The 16299-nt window shown below is 61.9% G+C and carries 14 protein-coding genes and 1 tRNA gene; 11 read left to right on the forward strand and 4 right to left on the reverse strand.

Annotated elements, in window-relative coordinates:
• The first annotated feature begins 121 nt into the window (after window positions 1–121).
• The 6 genes from glmM to ACU5AY_RS00535 all read left to right on the forward strand — a co-directional run bounded on the left by glmM (window position 122) and on the right by ACU5AY_RS00535 (window position 8971).
• Window positions 122–1480 carry a phosphoglucosamine mutase gene (gene glmM, locus ACU5AY_RS00510; protein ID WP_446822889.1) on the forward strand — a complete coding sequence of 453 codons (1359 nt, stop codon included), beginning with the start codon at window positions 122–124 and terminating at the stop codon, window positions 1478–1480.
• Window positions 1481–1713: 233 nt separating this feature from the next.
• Window positions 1714–2577 carry an outer membrane protein gene (locus ACU5AY_RS00515; protein ID WP_446827566.1) on the forward strand — a complete coding sequence of 288 codons (864 nt, stop codon included), beginning with the start codon at window positions 1714–1716 and terminating at the stop codon, window positions 2575–2577.
• 241 nt (window positions 2578–2818) lie between these two features.
• The gene (locus ACU5AY_RS00520; protein ID WP_446827567.1) at window positions 2819–3997 is read left to right on the forward strand and encodes a phosphoserine transaminase; all 1179 of its coding nucleotides are present in this window, start codon (window positions 2819–2821) and stop codon (window positions 3995–3997) included.
• A gap of 73 nt (window positions 3998–4070) precedes the next feature.
• Entirely contained in the window at window positions 4071–5666 is a 1596-nt protein-coding gene (serA, locus tag ACU5AY_RS00525) for a phosphoglycerate dehydrogenase (protein WP_446822892.1), read from the forward strand.
• 193 nt (window positions 5667–5859) lie between these two features.
• Entirely contained in the window at window positions 5860–6879 is a 1020-nt protein-coding gene (locus ACU5AY_RS00530; protein ID WP_446827568.1) for an LLM class flavin-dependent oxidoreductase, read from the forward strand.
• A gap of 175 nt (window positions 6880–7054) precedes the next feature.
• A complete protein-coding gene (locus tag ACU5AY_RS00535; RefSeq protein WP_446827569.1) occupies window positions 7055–8971 on the forward strand; it encodes a methyl-accepting chemotaxis protein in 1917 nt (638 codons plus the stop codon).
• Window positions 8972–9100: 129 nt separating this feature from the next.
• Here ACU5AY_RS00535 and ACU5AY_RS00540 read toward each other — a convergent pair whose 3' ends face one another.
• Both ACU5AY_RS00540 and ACU5AY_RS00545 read right to left on the reverse strand, forming a co-directional pair.
• Window positions 9101–9310 (reverse strand): cold-shock protein, encoded by a 210-nt coding sequence (locus ACU5AY_RS00540; protein ID WP_261928843.1) that lies wholly within the window; start codon window positions 9308–9310, stop codon window positions 9101–9103.
• 210 nt (window positions 9311–9520) lie between these two features.
• Window positions 9521–10222, reverse strand: a complete 702-nt coding sequence (locus ACU5AY_RS00545; RefSeq protein WP_446827570.1) for an SDR family oxidoreductase — start codon at window positions 10220–10222, stop codon at window positions 9521–9523.
• Window positions 10223–10473: 251 nt separating this feature from the next.
• On the opposite strand from ACU5AY_RS00545, the gene ACU5AY_RS00550 reads away from it, so the two are divergent.
• Window positions 10474–10926: a hypothetical protein gene (locus ACU5AY_RS00550; protein ID WP_446827571.1), complete on the forward strand. Its 453-nt coding sequence runs from the start codon at window positions 10474–10476 to the stop codon at window positions 10924–10926.
• Between the two features lie 107 nt (window positions 10927–11033).
• The gene (locus ACU5AY_RS00555; RefSeq protein ID WP_446822897.1) at window positions 11034–11609 is read left to right on the forward strand and encodes a helix-turn-helix transcriptional regulator; all 576 of its coding nucleotides are present in this window, start codon (window positions 11034–11036) and stop codon (window positions 11607–11609) included.
• A gap of 523 nt (window positions 11610–12132) precedes the next feature.
• Here ACU5AY_RS00555 and ACU5AY_RS00560 read toward each other — a convergent pair.
• Entirely contained in the window at window positions 12133–12591 is a 459-nt protein-coding gene (locus ACU5AY_RS00560; RefSeq protein WP_446827572.1) for a carboxymuconolactone decarboxylase family protein, read from the reverse strand.
• A 128-nt stretch (window positions 12592–12719) separates the two neighbouring features.
• Between ACU5AY_RS00560 and ACU5AY_RS00565 the strand changes: the two genes are divergently transcribed.
• From ACU5AY_RS00565 to ACU5AY_RS00575, 3 genes are all read left to right on the forward strand, one after another.
• On the forward strand, window positions 12720–13595 hold the full coding sequence (locus tag ACU5AY_RS00565) for a sigma-70 family RNA polymerase sigma factor (RefSeq protein ID WP_446827573.1): 876 nt from the start codon (window positions 12720–12722) through the stop codon (window positions 13593–13595).
• Between the two features lie 173 nt (window positions 13596–13768).
• Entirely contained in the window at window positions 13769–14965 is a 1197-nt protein-coding gene (gene mnmA / locus ACU5AY_RS00570) for a tRNA 2-thiouridine(34) synthase MnmA (protein ID WP_446827574.1), read from the forward strand.
• 191 nt (window positions 14966–15156) lie between these two features.
• Window positions 15157–15233: transfer RNA gene (locus ACU5AY_RS00575), tRNA-Met, on the forward strand.
• 163 nt (window positions 15234–15396) lie between these two features.
• Here the strand turns inward: ACU5AY_RS00575 and ACU5AY_RS00580 are convergent.
• Window positions 15397–16260, reverse strand: a complete 864-nt coding sequence (locus ACU5AY_RS00580; RefSeq protein ID WP_446827575.1) for a hypothetical protein — start codon at window positions 16258–16260, stop codon at window positions 15397–15399.
• Between the last annotated feature and the right edge of the window lie 39 nt (window positions 16261–16299).

The raw sequence follows: 16299 nt of genomic DNA on the forward strand, positions 1-16299 counted from the left end.
ACGGGATATAATCAATTTTGATGCTAATTTATGTGTCCGTTGCCGGGTTTTATGGCATTACAGCGCTTCGCTCGCAGAGTTACTGCTGAGCCGCAGATCATTTGCAATACTAGGAGCATTCATGGCACGTCGTTATTTTGGAACGGATGGTATCCGCGGTCAGTCGAACGTGTTTCCGATGACGCCGGAGGTGGCCATGCGGGTCGGCATCGCCGTCGGAACGATTTTCCGCAACGGCAATCATCGTCACCGCGTCGTCATCGGCAAGGATACGCGCCTGTCCGGCTACATGCTGGAGAATGCGCTGGTGGCGGGCTTCACGGCTGCCGGTCTGGATGCCTTCATTCTGGGTCCGATCCCGACGCCGGCCGTCGCCATGTTGACCCGGTCTTTGCGCGCCGACATCGGCGTCATGATCTCCGCATCGCACAATCCCTACCAGGACAACGGTATCAAGCTTTTCGGCCCGGACGGTTACAAGCTGTCCGACGAGATCGAGGCACGGATCGAGGACCTGCTCGACAAGGATTTGAGTGGCCAGCTTTCCGACAGCGATCATATCGGCCGCGCCAAGCGTGTCGATGGGGTGCAGGACCGCTACGTGGAGTTCGTCAAGCGTACGCTGCCGCGTGAGGTGACGCTGACCGGTCTTCGCGTCGCAATCGATTGCGCCAACGGCGCCGCTTACAAGGTCGCCCCGCAGGCGCTCTGGGAACTGGGCGCCGACGTCGTGTCGATCGGCAACGAGCCGAACGGCGTCAACATCAATCTCGCCTGCGGTTCGACGCATCCGGAAACGCTGCAGAAGAAGGTTCATGAGGTGCGCGCCGACATCGGCATCGCGCTCGACGGCGACGCCGACCGGGTGATCATCGTCGACGAGAACGGCCAGATCGTGGATGGTGACCAGCTGATGGCGGCGATTGCCGAAACCTGGGCGGCGGATCAGATGCTCAAGGGCGGCGGCATCGTCGCCACCGTCATGTCGAACCTCGGCCTGGAGCGGTTCCTGAAATCGAAGAAGCTCAACCTCGCCCGCACCAAGGTCGGCGACCGCTACGTGGTCGAGCACATGCGCCAGCATGGCTTCAATGTCGGCGGCGAGCAGTCCGGTCACATCGTTCTGTCCGATCACGGCACGACCGGCGACGGACTGGTTGCAGCGCTGCAGATTCTCGCCTGCGTCAAGCGCACCGGCAAGCCGGTCAGCGAGGTCTGCCATCGCTTCGACGCCGTGCCGCAGCTTCTGAAGAATGTCCGCACCGCACCCGGAATGAAGCCGCTGGAAGACAAGAACGTCCTTCAGGCGATTGCCGATGCGGAAAGCGAACTGGCGAAGAATGGTCGGCTGGTCATCCGTCCGTCGGGCACCGAGCCACTGATCCGCGTCATGGCGGAAGGTGACGACCGCGCCAAGATCGAGCGGATCGTCAACGACCTCGCCGGCGTCATAGCCGACGTCCGCAGCAGCGCGGCGTAAGCGCTTTTTGCATACATCCTGTAGTTGAAAGGCTGGCGCTTCGCCGGCCTTTTGTCTTGGTGCGTTGTTATTTTCCAAGGAAATCAACAGGCGGGATCAGTTCTTTGTTAATAGAACTGGTGAATCAACGTGGTTAGTAACGATTTAACCTTTTTGCTCCACTCTTAACCACAGTACAGGAGATTGGCAGGCGTGTGGGCTGGCCAATGCGTTATGGATTTGGAGTAAACGCCATGAAGATCGTACTTGCCAGCCTGATGGCTGTTTCAGCATTGAGCGCGCCGGTGGCCGCTGCGGACCTCTACGTACCCGAACAGGCGCCGGTCTATCAGCCGGCAGCAGCCCCGGAAGTCACGGTTGCCGCCGCCAGCGGCTGGTACCTGCGCGGCGACGTCGGCTACTCCTTCAACGAACTGCGCGGCGTGAAGTTCTTCCAGGGCGGCGACAGCTCCGACTATGCGAGCTTCGACAAGCATGACCTGCACGACAACTTCACCGCCGGCGTTGGCGTTGGCTATCAGGTCAACGACATGTTCCGTACGGACCTGACGTTCGACTACCTGTTCAAGAGCAAGTTCCGCGGTTCGACGACCGGCAGTGGAGCTTCGAGCGGCGCCTGCGCCACGGCTTGTACTTCGACCGATATCTCGTCGCTCACCGCCTACAGCCTGATGGCCAACGCCTATGTTGACCTCGGCACCTATTACTCCGTTACGCCTTATGTCGGTGCTGGTATCGGTGGTACCTATGTGAAGTGGGGCGATCTCAAGAACACGGCTTGCGCCGATGATGGAAGTGGCTGCGACGACACCGTCACTCACAATGGTCGCGGCGGCTGGCGCTTCTCCTACGCGCTCATGGCCGGTGCCGCGGTCGACCTGACCTGCAATCTCAAGGCCGACATCGGTTACCGCTACAAGCACGTCAACGGCGGCAACATGTTCGGCTACGCCAGCAACGGCGGCCCGGGCTACCACAAGTCGATCGACCAGCACGAAGTCCGCGCCGGTCTGCGCTACACCTTCAATGCCTGCAACAACGAAGTTGCCTACGTGCCGCCGGTCGAGATCCCGGCCCAGCCGCCGGTCTACAAGTAAGATCGTCGACCTCGATACATGCATTGCAAGCCGCCCGGTTCCGCCGGGCGGCTTTTCGTTTGCCAGTCGACCAATCAGGGCAGGGCGTAACGGCGGCCTGTCCGCGGCATCGTGGGGCTGATGCGACAAATTGTTTTCTGGCTGCGCCACCGGCCTCTTGACTCGACTCCGACCTTCCAATATTTCCGGCGGCGGGACACTCCTCCCCAACGAGGAGCTTTCTATCTGGAAGGATAGCCAAATGACTGAGCTCGCTAAGCCGGACACCCGTCCGAACAATACCCATTTCTCTTCTGGCCCCTGCTCGAAGCGCCCCGGTTGGTCGCTCGACGCACTTTCTGATGCCCCTCTTGGCCGTTCGCACCGCGCGAAGGTCGGCAAGGCAAAGCTGAAAGAGGCCATTGATCTTACCCGCGAAATTCTGAACGTGCCCGCCGATTACCGCATCGGTATCGTGCCCGCATCCGACACCGGCGCCGTCGAAATGGCGCTCTGGTCGCTGCTCGGTGAGCGTGGCGTCGACATGCTCGCCTGGGAAAGCTTCGGCTCCGGCTGGGTCACCGACGTCGTCAAGCAGCTGAAGCTCAAGGACGTCCGCAAGTTCGAGGCCGATTACGGCCTGCTGCCGAACCTCGCCGAAGTCGATTTCAATCGGGATGTCGTCTTCACCTGGAACGGCACGACGTCCGGCGTCCGCGTTCCCAATGCCGATTTCATTCCGGCCGACCGCAAGGGTCTGACGATCTGCGACGCGACCTCGGCCGCGTTTGCCCAGGATCTCGATTTCGCCAAGCTCGACGTCGTCACCTTCTCCTGGCAGAAGGTTCTCGGCGGTGAGGGCGGCCACGGCATGCTGATCCTCAGCCCGCGCGCCGTCGAACGGCTTGAGAGCTACGTTCCCGCCTGGCCTCTGCCGAAGATCTTCCGCATGACCAAGGGCGGCAAGCTGATCGAAGGCATCTTCGTCGGCGAAACCATCAACACGCCGTCCATGCTTTGCGTCGAGGACTATCTCGATGCGCTGAAGTGGGCAAAGTCGCTCGGTGGCCTCAAGGCCCTGATCGCCCGTGCCGACGCCAATGCCAAGGTCATCCACGATTTCGTCGATGCCAATGCCTGGATCGCCAACCTGGCCGTCAAGCCGGAGACCCGCTCCAACACCTCCGTCTGCCTGAAAATCGCAGATGCAGACGTGGCGGCGCTCGATGCTGACGCGCAGGCCGCCTTTGCCAAGGGCATGGTCTCCACGCTCGAAAAGGAAGGCGTCGCCGTCGACATCGGCGCTTACCGCGATGCTCCGTCCGGGCTGCGCATCTGGGCTGGTGCCACCATCGAGACCGCCGACATGGCGGCCCTGATGCCGTGGTTTGCCTGGGCCTTCGAAAAGCAGAAGGCGTCGCTCGCCAAGGCTGCCGCCTGACCGATTTCGAGGTGTCGCCAAGAGCGGCACCTCTCCTTTCCCATTTTCCGACTATCATCCAAGGAGGCCTGCAATGGCACCTCGCGTACTCGTATCCGACGAACTGTCGGAAACCGCCGTCCAGATTTTCCGTGACCGCGGCGTCGAAGTCGATTTCATGCCGAAGCTCGGCAAGGACAAGGAGAAGCTCCTCGAACTGATCCCGCAGTATGACGGCCTGGCCATCCGGTCGGCCACGAAGGCCACCGAGAAGCTGATCGAGGCTGCCGCGAACCTGAAGGTCATCGGCCGCGCCGGCATCGGCGTCGACAATGTCGATATTCCGGCTGCCTCGCGCCGCGGCATCATCGTCATGAACACGCCATTCGGCAATTCCATCACGACCGCCGAACACGCCATCGCGCTGATGTTTGCGGTTGCCCGCCAGCTTCCCGCCGCCGATGCCTCGACCCAGGCCGGCAAGTGGGAGAAGTCGAAGTTCATGGGCGTCGAAATCACCGGCAAGACGCTCGGCGTCATCGGCGCCGGCAATATCGGTTCCATCGTCTGCGCCCGCGCTATCGGCCTGAAGATGAATGTGATTGCCTTCGATCCCTTCCTGTCGAAGGAGCGCGCGCAGGAGATGGGCGTGGAAAAGGTCGAACTCGACGAATTGCTCGCCCGTGCCGACTTCATCACCCTGCACGTGCCGATGACCGACAAGACCCGCGGCATCCTCGGCAAGGACGCGCTTGCCAAGACCAAGCCCGGCGTGCGCATCATCAACTGCGCCCGCGGCGGTCTCGTCGACGAAGCGGCGCTCGCCGAAGCGATCAAGTCCGGCCATGTCGCCGGTGCCGCCTTCGACGTCTTCGAGGTCGAGCCTGCCACGGAAAGCCCGCTCTTCGGCCTGCCGAACGTCGTGTGCACGCCGCATCTCGGCGCTTCGACCACGGAAGCGCAGGAGAACGTTGCCCTGCAGGTCGCCGAGCAGATGTCCGACTATTTGATGAAGGGTGCGGTTTCCAACGCCATCAACATGCCGTCGATCACCGCCGAGGAAGCGCCGATCCTGAAGCCGTTCATCCGGCTGGCGGATGTGCTGGGCGCCTTCGTCGGTCAGGTGACCGAGAGCGCCATCAAGGAAATCGAGATCCTCTACGACGGCTCCACGGCGTCCATGAACACCAAGGCACTGACCAGCGCGCTTCTGGCCGGCCTCATCCGTAGCCAGGTTGCCGACGTCAACATGGTTTCGGCGCCGATCATGATCAAGGAAAAGGGCATCATCCTTTCCGAGGTCAAGCGCGACAAGTCCGGCGTTTATGACGGCTACATCAAGCTCACCGTCAAGACCGACAACCAGACGCGCTCGATCGCCGGCACCGTCTTCTCCGACGGCAAGCCGCGCTTCATCCAGATCAAGGGCATCAACATGGATGCGGATGTCGGTCCGCATATGATCTACCTGACCAATACCGACGTGCCGGGCATGATCGGCTTCATCGGCACCACGCTCGGCTCGGCTGGCGTCAACATCGCCAACTTCCAGCTTGGCCGCGACACGCAGGGCGGCGATGCGATCGCTCTGCTCTATGTGGACGGTGAAGTCGACGAAGCGGTCCTGGACAAGCTTCGCGCCAACCAGGCGATCCGCCAGGTCAAGCAGCTCGTCTTCAACGTCGACTGATCAACAAGAGCCTCCCAAGGCAAAGCGCGAACCCGGTGCAGGCAACTGTGCCGGGTTTTCCCGTTCCACGAGGCCACGGAAATGTGCGTGGCGCCGCAGGCGAAGACGCAGCGTTCACAGCCTTACGCCTGTATCGCTACGCAAATTCATGCAAGAAGGGCACACGTCAAATTTACACGCGGAACTCTGCCCCATGAAAAAGATCGGCTTTCTTTCCTTCGGCCACTGGTCACCTTCGCCTCAGTCCGGAACGCGCTCGGCTGGCGATGCCCTTCTTCAGTCGATCGATCTGGCGGTTGCGGCGGAAGAGCTCGGCGCCGACGGTGCGTATTTTCGCGTCCATCATTTCGCACGCCAGCTTGCGTCGCCGTTTCCGCTGCTGGCAGCCGTCGGGGCGAAGACCAGCCGCATCGAGATCGGTACGGGCGTCATCGACATGCGCTACGAGAACCCGCTCTACATGGCCGAGGATGCCGGCGCCGCCGACCTGATTTCCGGTGGTCGGCTGCAGCTCGGCATCAGCCGCGGCTCTCCCGAGCAGGTGATCGAAGGCTATCGCTATTTCGGTTACGCGCCGGCGGAGGGGTCGTCCGACGCCGACATGGGGCGTGGGCATGCGGAAGTTTTTCTGGACGTGCTGAAGGGTGAAGGTTTTGCCGAGCCCAATCCGCGGCCGATGTTTCCGAACCCGCCGGGTCTGCTGCGGCTCGAGCCGCATTCGGAAGGTCTGCGCGACCGCATCTGGTGGGGCGCCGGATCCAACGCCACCGCACAATGGGCGGCGAAGCTCGGCATGAACCTGCAGTCATCGACGCTCAAGGACGACGAGACGGGCGAGGCTTTCCACATTCAGCAGGCCAAGCAGATCCGCGCCTACCGCGAGGCCTGGAAAGAGGCCGGCCACACGCGGACCCCGCGCGTCTCGGTCAGCCGCTCTATCTTCGCTATCGTCTCGGACATGGACCGGGCCTATTTCGGGCATAGCAAGGATCAGGACTCGATCGGCTATATCGACGCGAACACCCGCGCCATCTTTGGCCGGTCCTATGCTGCGGAACCGGAGCAGCTCGTTCGGCAGCTCAAGGAGGATGAGGCCGTGGCGGAAGCGGACACGCTGCTTTTGACTGTCCCGAACCAGCTCGGCGTCGCATATAACGCACACGTAATTGAGGCATTGCTGAAGTATGTCGCGCCGGAGCTCGGCTGGCGGTAAGTTCATTCCGTCAGCCTAATCTTGCAATCAATACCTGTGGTGCGGCGTGAATTCGCGCAATATTTGTTTCTTTGTCTTTCCAAGGCTTTCGCAGACTTGATGTTTGCCAATTTATGCCTTCGTTAATCATGTGTGTGTAGTTCTGACACATGAAATAACGGAGGCGTTTATTATTATGAAATTTACGATTGCCAAGATGCTGACGCTGATGTCGGGGCTGATGATCGTCGTGGCTCTGGGGCAAGGCCTTTTCGCCGCACGCTCCTTCGACAGCATCAGCCAAAGCGTCGATCTGATTTCAGAAACCCGTGTTCCGTCCTTTATTCTCCTGGGTCAGATGAATGCGGATCTGGGCGATGTCCGGATCGCACAGAGCAGCGTTATCAACGCGCCAACAGACCAGCGATCACACTTCACGACCGTTCTGGCGGAGGCAACGTCCCGCATCGCCAAGGATTTCGAGGAATACCAGAAGCGTCTCGTCGACGACGCCGACAAGGCATTTTTCGCCGACGTCAGGGCCAAATGGGATTTGACCGAGGCGAAATGGCAGGAGGTCAACAAGCTTTTCCAGTCCGGCGATGAGGCGGCTGCAAGGGCGCTGTTCTTCGGCGATGCGCTGAGCGCCTACCAGGCCACAGGCGAGGCACTGCAGGGTGCTGTCGACGACATGGCAGTAGACACCAAGAACGAAGGTGCGACGGCATCAGACCTTGCCTCCACCGCCCAGGTCGGCACGTACATCGCGCTGGCGATCGCGTTCGCCATCGGTCTTGGCGCCGCCATCTTCGGCTCCCGTGTGATCGCGGCACCGCTGACGCGCATGTCGTCCGCCATGCGGCGCCTGACCGAGGGCCATACGGATATCGAAATTCCGGGCGCCGGGCGCCAGGACGAGATCGGCGAGATGTCCCATGCCCTGGGCGTGTTCCGCGAAGCTGCGATCGCAAACAAGCGGCTGGAGGCGGAGGCAGAAGAGAACCGGATGCGTGCCGAATCCGAACGGGTTGCCGTGCAGCAGCGCGCCGAGGAAGAGGCGGCCGAGCGGCTTAGGGCAGCGACGTCCGGTTTGGCCGCGGGGTTGAAGCGTCTCGCCGCCGGAGACCTCGCCTTCCAGCTGAACGAACCTTTCTCCCCCGATTTCGAGCCGCTGCGGCACGATTTCAACCAGTCCGTCCGCCAGCTTGGCACGACGCTGACATCCGTCATGGAGAGCATCCAGGCGATCGAGGTCGGCACGCAGGAGATTGCCTCCGGCGCCAACGACCTGTCGCGGCGTACCGAACAGCAGGCGGCCTCGCTGGAAGAGACTGCGGCGGCTGTCGAGGAGATCACCTCCAACGTCCAGAATTCCACACGGCGCACCGAAGAGGCGCGGACGATCGCTGCCGAAGCCAATACCTCTGCGACGCAGTCCGCCGGTGTCGTCTCCCACGCCGAGGAAGCGATGCGCAAGATAGAGGGAAGCTCCGAGCAGATCTCCAACATCATCGGTGTCATCGACGAAATCGCCTTCCAGACGAACCTGCTGGCGCTCAATGCGGGCGTCGAGGCAGCCCGGGCCGGTGACGCCGGCAAGGGATTTGCCGTCGTCGCCCAGGAGGTGCGTGAGCTAGCGCAGCGCTCCGCCCAGGCGGCCAAGGAGATCAAGGACCTGATCCGCAATTCCTCCGTCGAGGTGGAAAGCGGCGTGCGTCTGGTGCGCGATGCCGGTACGGCGCTGAACACGATCTGCGGCTTCATCGTTTCGATCAACGAGCACATGGAGTCGATCGCGGTGTCCGCCAAGGAACAGTCGACCGGCCTCCAGGAGGTCAACCAGGCGGTCAACGCCATGGACCAGACGACGCAGCAGAATGCCGCGATGGTCGAGCAGTCAAATGCCGCGTCCAACTCCCTTGCGCAGGAAGCCGTGCGGCTCAAGGACCTTGTCAGCCGTTTCCAGCTGGACGGGATGGCAACGGTCCAGGCCTCCTCGCTGCGCCAGACCGCCAGGGCCATGTCCCGCCCGCAGTCCCCGGCGGCCATGGCTCAGCGTCCGGCCAGGGTGGCCGCAGCGGGTGCTGGTGGCGGCAACTGGGAAGAATTCTGACGGATGGATCGCCAATACCGGCTCAAACAGAGCCGGTGGTCAGCGGAAACAAAAACGGCGCCCGAAAGGGCGCCGTTTCAGTATTCAGGGTCGTCAACCTTTGCATCCGAAACCGGACGCTGGCGCCAATTAGGCGGCCTGCAGGTTGCCGGCAGAGGTCTTGCCCGAGCGCTTGTCGGTGACGAGCTCGTAACGGACCTTCTGGCCGTCTGCGAGCTGGCCGAGGCCGGAGCGCTCAACTGCGGAGATGTGGACGAATACGTCGGCGCCGCCGTTGTCAGGCTGAATGAAGCCGTAGCCCTTGGTCGTGTTGAACCACTTTACCGTACCGGTGTTCATAACGATTTCCTTTCATTCGAATCGTTGTTGGTTGCCTGCGATACCCTGCGGGCGATGGGTCGATTTTGAGAGGAAATCTTCAACCGCCGGAGCGGTGCGTGGAAGTTCGCTAGCAATGTTCGATGTGGCTGATATAGGTGATTTTCCGGGGTTGGGCAATCCGGTCGGTAAACTTTGCGTGCAAAGGCTTGCCGTTGCCCGACTCGTGGCTCAAACGCTCCGCATGATCCCGCCATCCACGCGAATGTTCTGGCCGGTGATATAGCCGCCGCCATCGGACGCCAGGAAGGCGATCGTCGCGGCGATTTCCTCCGACGTGCCATAGCGCCCCATCGGGATCTTGTCCCGGCGCTCCTCCTTTTCCGGCAAGCTGTCGATGAAGCCGGGCAGTACGTTGTTCATGCGAATGTTGTCTGGCGCATACTTGTCGGCGAACAGTTTGGTGAAGGCGGCAAGGCCGGCGCGGAAGACGCCGGAGGTCGGAAACATGGCATCCGGCTCGAAGGCCCAGGCGGTGGAGATGTTGATGATTGCGCCGCCGCCTTGGGCCTGCATGAGCGGGGTCACCAGCCGGGTCGGGCGGATGACATTCAGCAGGTAGTAGTCCATGCCCTTGTGCCAGTCCTCGTCGGAAATCTCCAGCACCGGTCCCTTCGGCCCATGCCCGGCGCTGTTGACCAGAACGTCGACCCGGCCGTGGCGGGCGATCGCCTCGTTGACCAGCCGGCTGATGTCGTCGTTGGAAAGATTGGAGCCGGTGACCCCGAAGCCGCCGAGTTCCTTTGCCAGCGCCTCGCCCTTGCCGGACGAGGAGAGGATGCCGACCGTGTAGCCGTCCGCCGCCAGCCGTCTTGCCGCCGCAGCCCCCATGCCGCTGCCGCCCGCCGTCACCAGTGCCACCTTCTCGCTCATCGCGTCTCTCCTCTTTTCTGTCGTGTCATGCACGTTCTGCACGGTTATCGCGCCGCCTGTCCAGAGGCGAAAATCCGGAAGGACGATCAATGCCCTCCGGCGCAGCGCCTTTGGACTTTCTTCATAAACCGAAGTTTATTCGGCTCCCGTAAGCCGCCGGCCAATATGCCGGCTGCCGGTCCTTGCGGATGCTTTCCCCGTCGGCTGCCCGATTCGGCGGCCTGGAACACCCGGGAGGAAAACCGATGCGGATGAAACGAAATCTGATGTCCCTTGCCATGCTCGGCATGATGTGCGGCTCGGCGCTGGCGGGAACCGTCGACGACCTGCTGGCCGGTCTTGCGTCGCAGGGATTCAAAGTGACCGAGGTCAAGCGGACCATTCTCGGCAACTACAAGATCGAGGCGAAGAGCGGCGGGGTCGAACGCGAGGTCGTCTACAATCCCTTCCTCGACAAGGTGCTGCGGGACAAGTCCGACAGCGAGGACCGTCATGCCGGCCGCTCCGGCTCTTCCGGCCGGTCGGCGAGCAGCGGCAGCGACGACAGCCATGACGATGGCAACGACGATAACGGTGATGACGGTTCGGATCACGACAGCAACGACGATCATGGCGGCGATTCCGGCCATGACAGCGGGTCGGACCACGATAGCGGCTCGGATCACGACAGTGGCGGCGACGACCACGGCGGCGATGACGACTGACGTCATTTCGTTTGACAGCGGCAAAGGTTGATGGACACTTGCCGCTATCGGCCACTCCCGGAAATCCGCCTTCCGGGAGTGGTTTTCGACGTCGGGGGGCTTATTCCATGATGCGGTTCTTCCCTTTCGGAAAGCGGCCATTGCACCGGCCGATCGCCGGGGCGCAGCGCTTTCGCCTGCTGCTGGCGCTTGTCTCGGCGCAGATCCTGCTGTCGTTCGTCCTGATCCTCGAATTCATCGCCTACGACATTCGCGGCTACGACAACATTCCGTGGGAGGTCGTCGAGATGTTCGAGCTCGCCGAGGCGCTCTCGGCCGTGGTCAGCATCGGCGTCGGCGTCTACGTCATCTTCTTCCTGCTGCGACGGAACCTTCATGTCGAGACGCAGCTTCAGGCGGCGTCGGGCGCCATGCATGCGCTGATGCTGCAGCGCTTTGCCGAATGGCAGCTGTCGCCCTCCGAGACGGAGGTGGCGCTCTTTACCATCAAGGGGATGAGCACGGCGGAAATGGCGCGCTTGCGCGGCACGAGCGAAGGCACGATCAAGGCGCAGACGGCGGCCGTCTACCGCAAGGCGGGCGTCGGCAATCGCACCCAGCTTCTCGGTCTCTTCGTCGAGGAGCTGATTGGCGGGCCGATCACGCTTTCCACTCCGGAGCCGGTCGTCGGGAAGGACGCCTGAAGTCCGCCGGTCGCCGGCTTATCCCCGTGAATTCACGCTTCCGGCGCCCGTGCTATGCTCATCGCGTTCCGAATGGATAGGCCGGGAGTGCGTGCCTGGTGATCGGAACCGGCGCTTTGAGGTTGCGGCGAACGCAGGCTGCATCATCGAAGGGTCTGCGAACGGTCCACCTCGGCCCGTGCGGTCCGCGGCCGTGACGTCTGGACGGGTTCAGCCCGTCGCCAATGAGACGTTCCGGATGCGATGCCGGACCATACAGGACGCAAGCCGTTGCGTGCTGGCGGGTTGTGCATGCTGTCGAAGACCGACATGTCTTCGGGACCATGCGCTGAAATGATGTGCCTTGGAGGCACGCAAGGCCCTGCCGCGAGGCATGGCCGCAGAGGGATCCGCGGACAAAAACCGCCGAACGGGGCGCTCGAAAGGGCCACCTTTACATAAATTCGATGCGGCACTTTCGAGCGCTTCGTCCTCAATGCAAGAAAACCGCGCGAGCATGGCCCGCGCGGCGGAAAGGCATGCGCTAACGCTTGATCGAGCCCGCCACCTGTTTGACGGCGGCGTTGAAGCGGTTCCAGACGTTGATGGTGCCGATCGTGGTGATGAGGGCGGCGAGTGCCTTTTCATCGTAATGCCGGCGGGCATCCTCCCAGATCTCGTCCGACACCGGGTCGGCCTTGTCGGCAAGCCGGGTCAGCGCTTCGGCGAGCGCCAGAGCGGCGCGCTCGGCCTCGGTGAAATAGGGTGTGTCGCGCCAGGCGGCGACCGAGAACAGGCGGTCGTCGGACTGATCGGCCTTCCGCAGGTCTTCCGAATGCATCTGCACGCAGACGCTGCAGCCGTTGATCTGGCTGGCGCGCAGGTGCACCAGTTCGCGGGTCACATGCGGAAGGCCTTCCTGGTCGGCAGCCTTGGCGAGGGCGAAAAGGGCCTGCATGGCGTTCGGAAGCACAAAGGCGGGGTTCTGCATTCTGGCTTGCATGGTAAGTCTCCATCGGGTTTGGTTTCGCTTCGAACGGAGGCATCCCGACATTTTCCGTTTTCACCGGTCACATCGGCCAGACTTCGTTCGTCATGGCCTTGACGGACGAAACCCAAGGAGTGTGACAGATGGAGACGAAAAAAATTCTGGCGGCCGAATTCGAGGCCAATCGCGGCCGCTTGCGGACAGTCGCCTACCGCATGCTGGGCTCGGCAAGCGAAGCGGACGATGCCCTGCAGGAGGCCTGGCTGCGGCTTACCCGCGCGGAGACCGACGGCATCGACAATCCCGGCGGGTACCTCACGACGGTGGTCGCCCGTATCTGCCTCGACATGCTGCGTGCGCGCAAATCCCGCCGCGAGGATCCCATCGAAGCGCCGGGGCTCGCCATGGACGAGAAGCCGGCAGCGGACCTAGGGCCGGAGGGCGAAACGCTGATGGCCGATTCCGTCGGCCTCGCGCTGCTCGTCGTCCTTGAAACCCTGAACCCGGCCGAACGCCTCGCCTTCGTGCTGCACGACATGTTCGATGTCTCCTTCGAGGAAATTGCCACGATCGTCGACCGGACGCCGGAGGCGACGCGCCAGCTTGCCAGCCGCGCCCGCCGCCGGGTGCAGGGGGCGGAGGCGCCCGAAAGCGCCTTTGCGGCCCGTCGCCGGATCGTCGATGCCTTCCTCGCTGCCTCGCGCGGTGGCGATTTCGAGGCGCTGTTCGACCTGCTCGATCCCGATGTCGTCTTCAAGGTCGATGAGGCGGCCGTTCGGCTTGGCAACAAGGCGGAGACGCTCGGCGCGACCGCGGTCGCCAGGGCCTTCCTCGGCCGGGCGCAGGCCGCCCATCCGGCCCTTCTCGACGGCCGCCTCGGCCTTGCCATCGTTCCGCCCGGCAAATCGCTGCTCTTGGTCCTCGAGATCGCCTTCAAGGATGGCCGTATCGCCGAAATCAGCGCCGTCGCCGATCCTGAACGGCTGGCGGCGCTTGATATCGACATGCTGGAGGAATGACGGAGCGGGGGGTGCAAAATCCCGCCGCCCTTGCGCGGCAGGGCATTCGCTTCTATATCAGCCGCCAATGTCTGCCGCCGCCGTCCGGGCCATGAAAATGCCGGGAAGGGCGGTGAAGACGAAATGATGCAGATTCACATCCAACCTTGACCTGGACTGGCGGATCGGAACCGATGAACACACTTGATATCGACAAGAAGCCGGAAGACACCCGGGTCGTCGTCGCCATGTCCGGCGGCGTGGATTCCTCCGTCGTTGCCGGCATTTTGAAGCGCGAGGGCTATGACGTCCTCGGCATCACCCTGCAGCTCTACGACCATGGCGCCGCCGTGCACCGGGCGGGCTCCTGTTGCGCCGGTCAGGACATCGACGATGCCCGCCGCGTCTGCGAAACGCTCGGCATTCCCCATTACGTGCTCGACTACGAGGCACGCTTCCGCGACACGGTGATCAACCCGTTCATGGAAAGCTACGTGGCCGGCGAAACGCCGATCCCGTGCGTATCCTGCAACCAGACGGTCAAGTTCGCCGACCTGCTGGCAACCGCCAAGGAACTCGGCGCCGATGCGCTGGCGACCGGCCACTATATCCGCTCGCGGCCCAATCCGGCGGCCGATGATGCGGGCCGCCGCGCGCTCTACCGCCCGGTCGACAGCGACCGCGACCAGAGCTACTTCCTGTTCGCAACGACGCAGGAACAGATCGACTACCTGCGCTTTCCGCTCGGCCACCTCTCCAAGGCCGAAACCCGCGAACTGGCGCAGGAGATGGGCCTCGTCGTCGCCCAGAAGGCCGACAGCCAGGACATCTGTTTCGTGCCGCAGGGCAAGTATTCCGACATCATCACCAAGCTGAAGCCCGATGCGGCGCTTGGCGGCGATATCGTCCATATCGATGGTCGTGTGCTCGGCAGCCATGACGGTATCCTGCATTACACGATCGGCCAGCGAAAGGGCCTTGGTGTGGCCACCGGCGAGCCGCTCTACGTCGTCTATCTCGATGCCCGCGGCCGCCGCGTCATCGTCGGGCCGAAGGAAGCGCTCGACACGCGCCGGGTCTATCTGCGCGACGTCAACTGGCTCGGCGACGGCGCGCTCGAAGAGGCAGCCAGGGATGGCTTTGCCTGCTACGCCAAGCTGCGCTCCACCCGCGCGCCGGCGCGCGCCGTGCTGCATGCGGACGACAGCGGCGTCTATGTCGATCTCGAGATCGGCGAAGCCGGCATCGCCCCCGGCCAGGCCTGCGTCCTCTATTCCGGCATCGGCGCCGACGAGCGTGTCTATGGCGGCGGCTTCATCGACCGGTCGGAACGCTCCGAGGATGCCGAAGCGGCGCTGAAAGCCCTTCTCGCCGGCCCCGTGGCAGCCTGAACCGGATCGGACGGGCAGGCAATCAACTATCGGAAAAGCCCGCATTTGCGGGCTCTTCCTCCCGGTCTTGGGAGAGGCGATTTTTTGCCCTTTTCGCGCTTGACAGCCAAGCCCGGCCCGCCCTATAAGCCCCCAATCCTGACGGCCCGGCGCTTCGACCTGCGAGGCGCCTTTTTAACGGCCCAAGACCCGGCGGAGTAGCTCAGTAGGTTAGAGCAGAGGAATCATAATCCTTGTGTCGGGGGTTCGAATCCCTCCTCCGCTACCATTTCAGCCGGTCCCGCCAAAGGCGGGAGACATCGATCCCGTGAACCGATTTCAGGCGTAGAATTCCCCGAAGCCGTGGTGCGGGGGTTGAGCCAGTCTCTACATATCTATATTAACGCTGCAACAGAAGTCCGTGCGCGTGGGCCGGTGTGTCGTTCTGGGTGTCAGGTGCGAGTGACGAGATCGTCCGAATACTTGTAGCCTTTGTCGGTGATTTCAAAGATCTCCCCTTTGTTCCCTCGTGGGGTAATAAATCCCTGCTCAAGTAGTTCATTGATTGCCGCTTCCCAGCGCGCGACCGACCTTCGGTCGCTAGAGTCAACGAAATTTCTGCCGTTGGTTTGGATTGCTTGTCCACCCATATGACGAACGCTCATTATGACGCCGCTCTTGTCATTGGATGCTTCAATCAACAGTGTTTTCGCTTCCTCCGATAGAAATGGATGAGACTGGTCAGCATCAATGACTATACGTCGTTCAATCTCCTCTGGTTTGGTGCCTGTCTCCATGGAGGCAAGATAGGAATTGTCCCTAACTTCAATTTGGAGCTGTCGGCGAAATTTGTCTCGAAAGTCAGCGATATTGTCGTAGGTTTCTATTAGCCCCTTACCCTCGCACCATTTTCGAAACACTTGAAGCGCATTGAATTGATCTTGATCTAGCGACTGTGGCGCTACAGGCGCAGTGGAGAAATAGACCATTACAGGTTTCCCAGCATCTAGATGGCGCTGTATCTCTTCTACTGTCCCACTTTGCGCCTCACCCGTAGGTGTTCCTAGGCGTGTCCAAAATACCCCCACAAGAAGGTCGCATTTGTCCAGAACGCGTTCGTTGATTATCTCTTGAGGACGTCCGCTAAGCGAGGGCGCGGAATGTGTTTCCCAGCCAACGGGCATCAGGACCGATTGGGTTCTCGCGGAATTGAGATCGTTCCATTCGTGTATAATGTCTCTTACTTGGTTTCGCTCTTCCAAAACGTCGCCTGGGGACGCGATCATTACTGAAATCACATTAGCTCGATAGGCCATTTCTTCTCCTCATGAATCGAGATGTTTGTAATATACAAC

Source organism: Rhizobium sp. PAMB 3174 (assembly GCF_052908375.1).

Coding starts and splice junctions, on each gene's coding strand:
- glmM (WP_446822889.1), top strand. CDS start 122: ATGGCACGTCGTTATTTTGGAACGGATGGTATCCGCGGTCAGTCGAAC.
- ACU5AY_RS00515 (WP_446827566.1), top strand. CDS start 1,714: ATGAAGATCGTACTTGCCAGCCTGATGGCTGTTTCAGCATTGAGCGCG.
- ACU5AY_RS00520 (WP_446827567.1), top strand. CDS start 2,819: ATGACTGAGCTCGCTAAGCCGGACACCCGTCCGAACAATACCCATTTC.
- serA (WP_446822892.1), top strand. CDS start 4,071: ATGGCACCTCGCGTACTCGTATCCGACGAACTGTCGGAAACCGCCGTC.
- ACU5AY_RS00530 (WP_446827568.1), top strand. CDS start 5,860: ATGAAAAAGATCGGCTTTCTTTCCTTCGGCCACTGGTCACCTTCGCCT.
- ACU5AY_RS00535 (WP_446827569.1), top strand. CDS start 7,055: ATGAAATTTACGATTGCCAAGATGCTGACGCTGATGTCGGGGCTGATG.
- ACU5AY_RS00540 (WP_261928843.1), bottom strand. CDS start 9,310: ATGAACACCGGTACGGTAAAGTGGTTCAACACGACCAAGGGCTACGGC.
- ACU5AY_RS00545 (WP_446827570.1), bottom strand. CDS start 10,222: ATGAGCGAGAAGGTGGCACTGGTGACGGCGGGCGGCAGCGGCATGGGG.
- ACU5AY_RS00550 (WP_446827571.1), top strand. CDS start 10,474: ATGAAACGAAATCTGATGTCCCTTGCCATGCTCGGCATGATGTGCGGC.
- ACU5AY_RS00555 (WP_446822897.1), top strand. CDS start 11,034: ATGATGCGGTTCTTCCCTTTCGGAAAGCGGCCATTGCACCGGCCGATC.
- ACU5AY_RS00560 (WP_446827572.1), bottom strand. CDS start 12,591: ATGCAAGCCAGAATGCAGAACCCCGCCTTTGTGCTTCCGAACGCCATG.
- ACU5AY_RS00565 (WP_446827573.1), top strand. CDS start 12,720: ATGGAGACGAAAAAAATTCTGGCGGCCGAATTCGAGGCCAATCGCGGC.
- mnmA (WP_446827574.1), top strand. CDS start 13,769: ATGAACACACTTGATATCGACAAGAAGCCGGAAGACACCCGGGTCGTC.
- ACU5AY_RS00580 (WP_446827575.1), bottom strand. CDS start 16,260: ATGGCCTATCGAGCTAATGTGATTTCAGTAATGATCGCGTCCCCAGGC.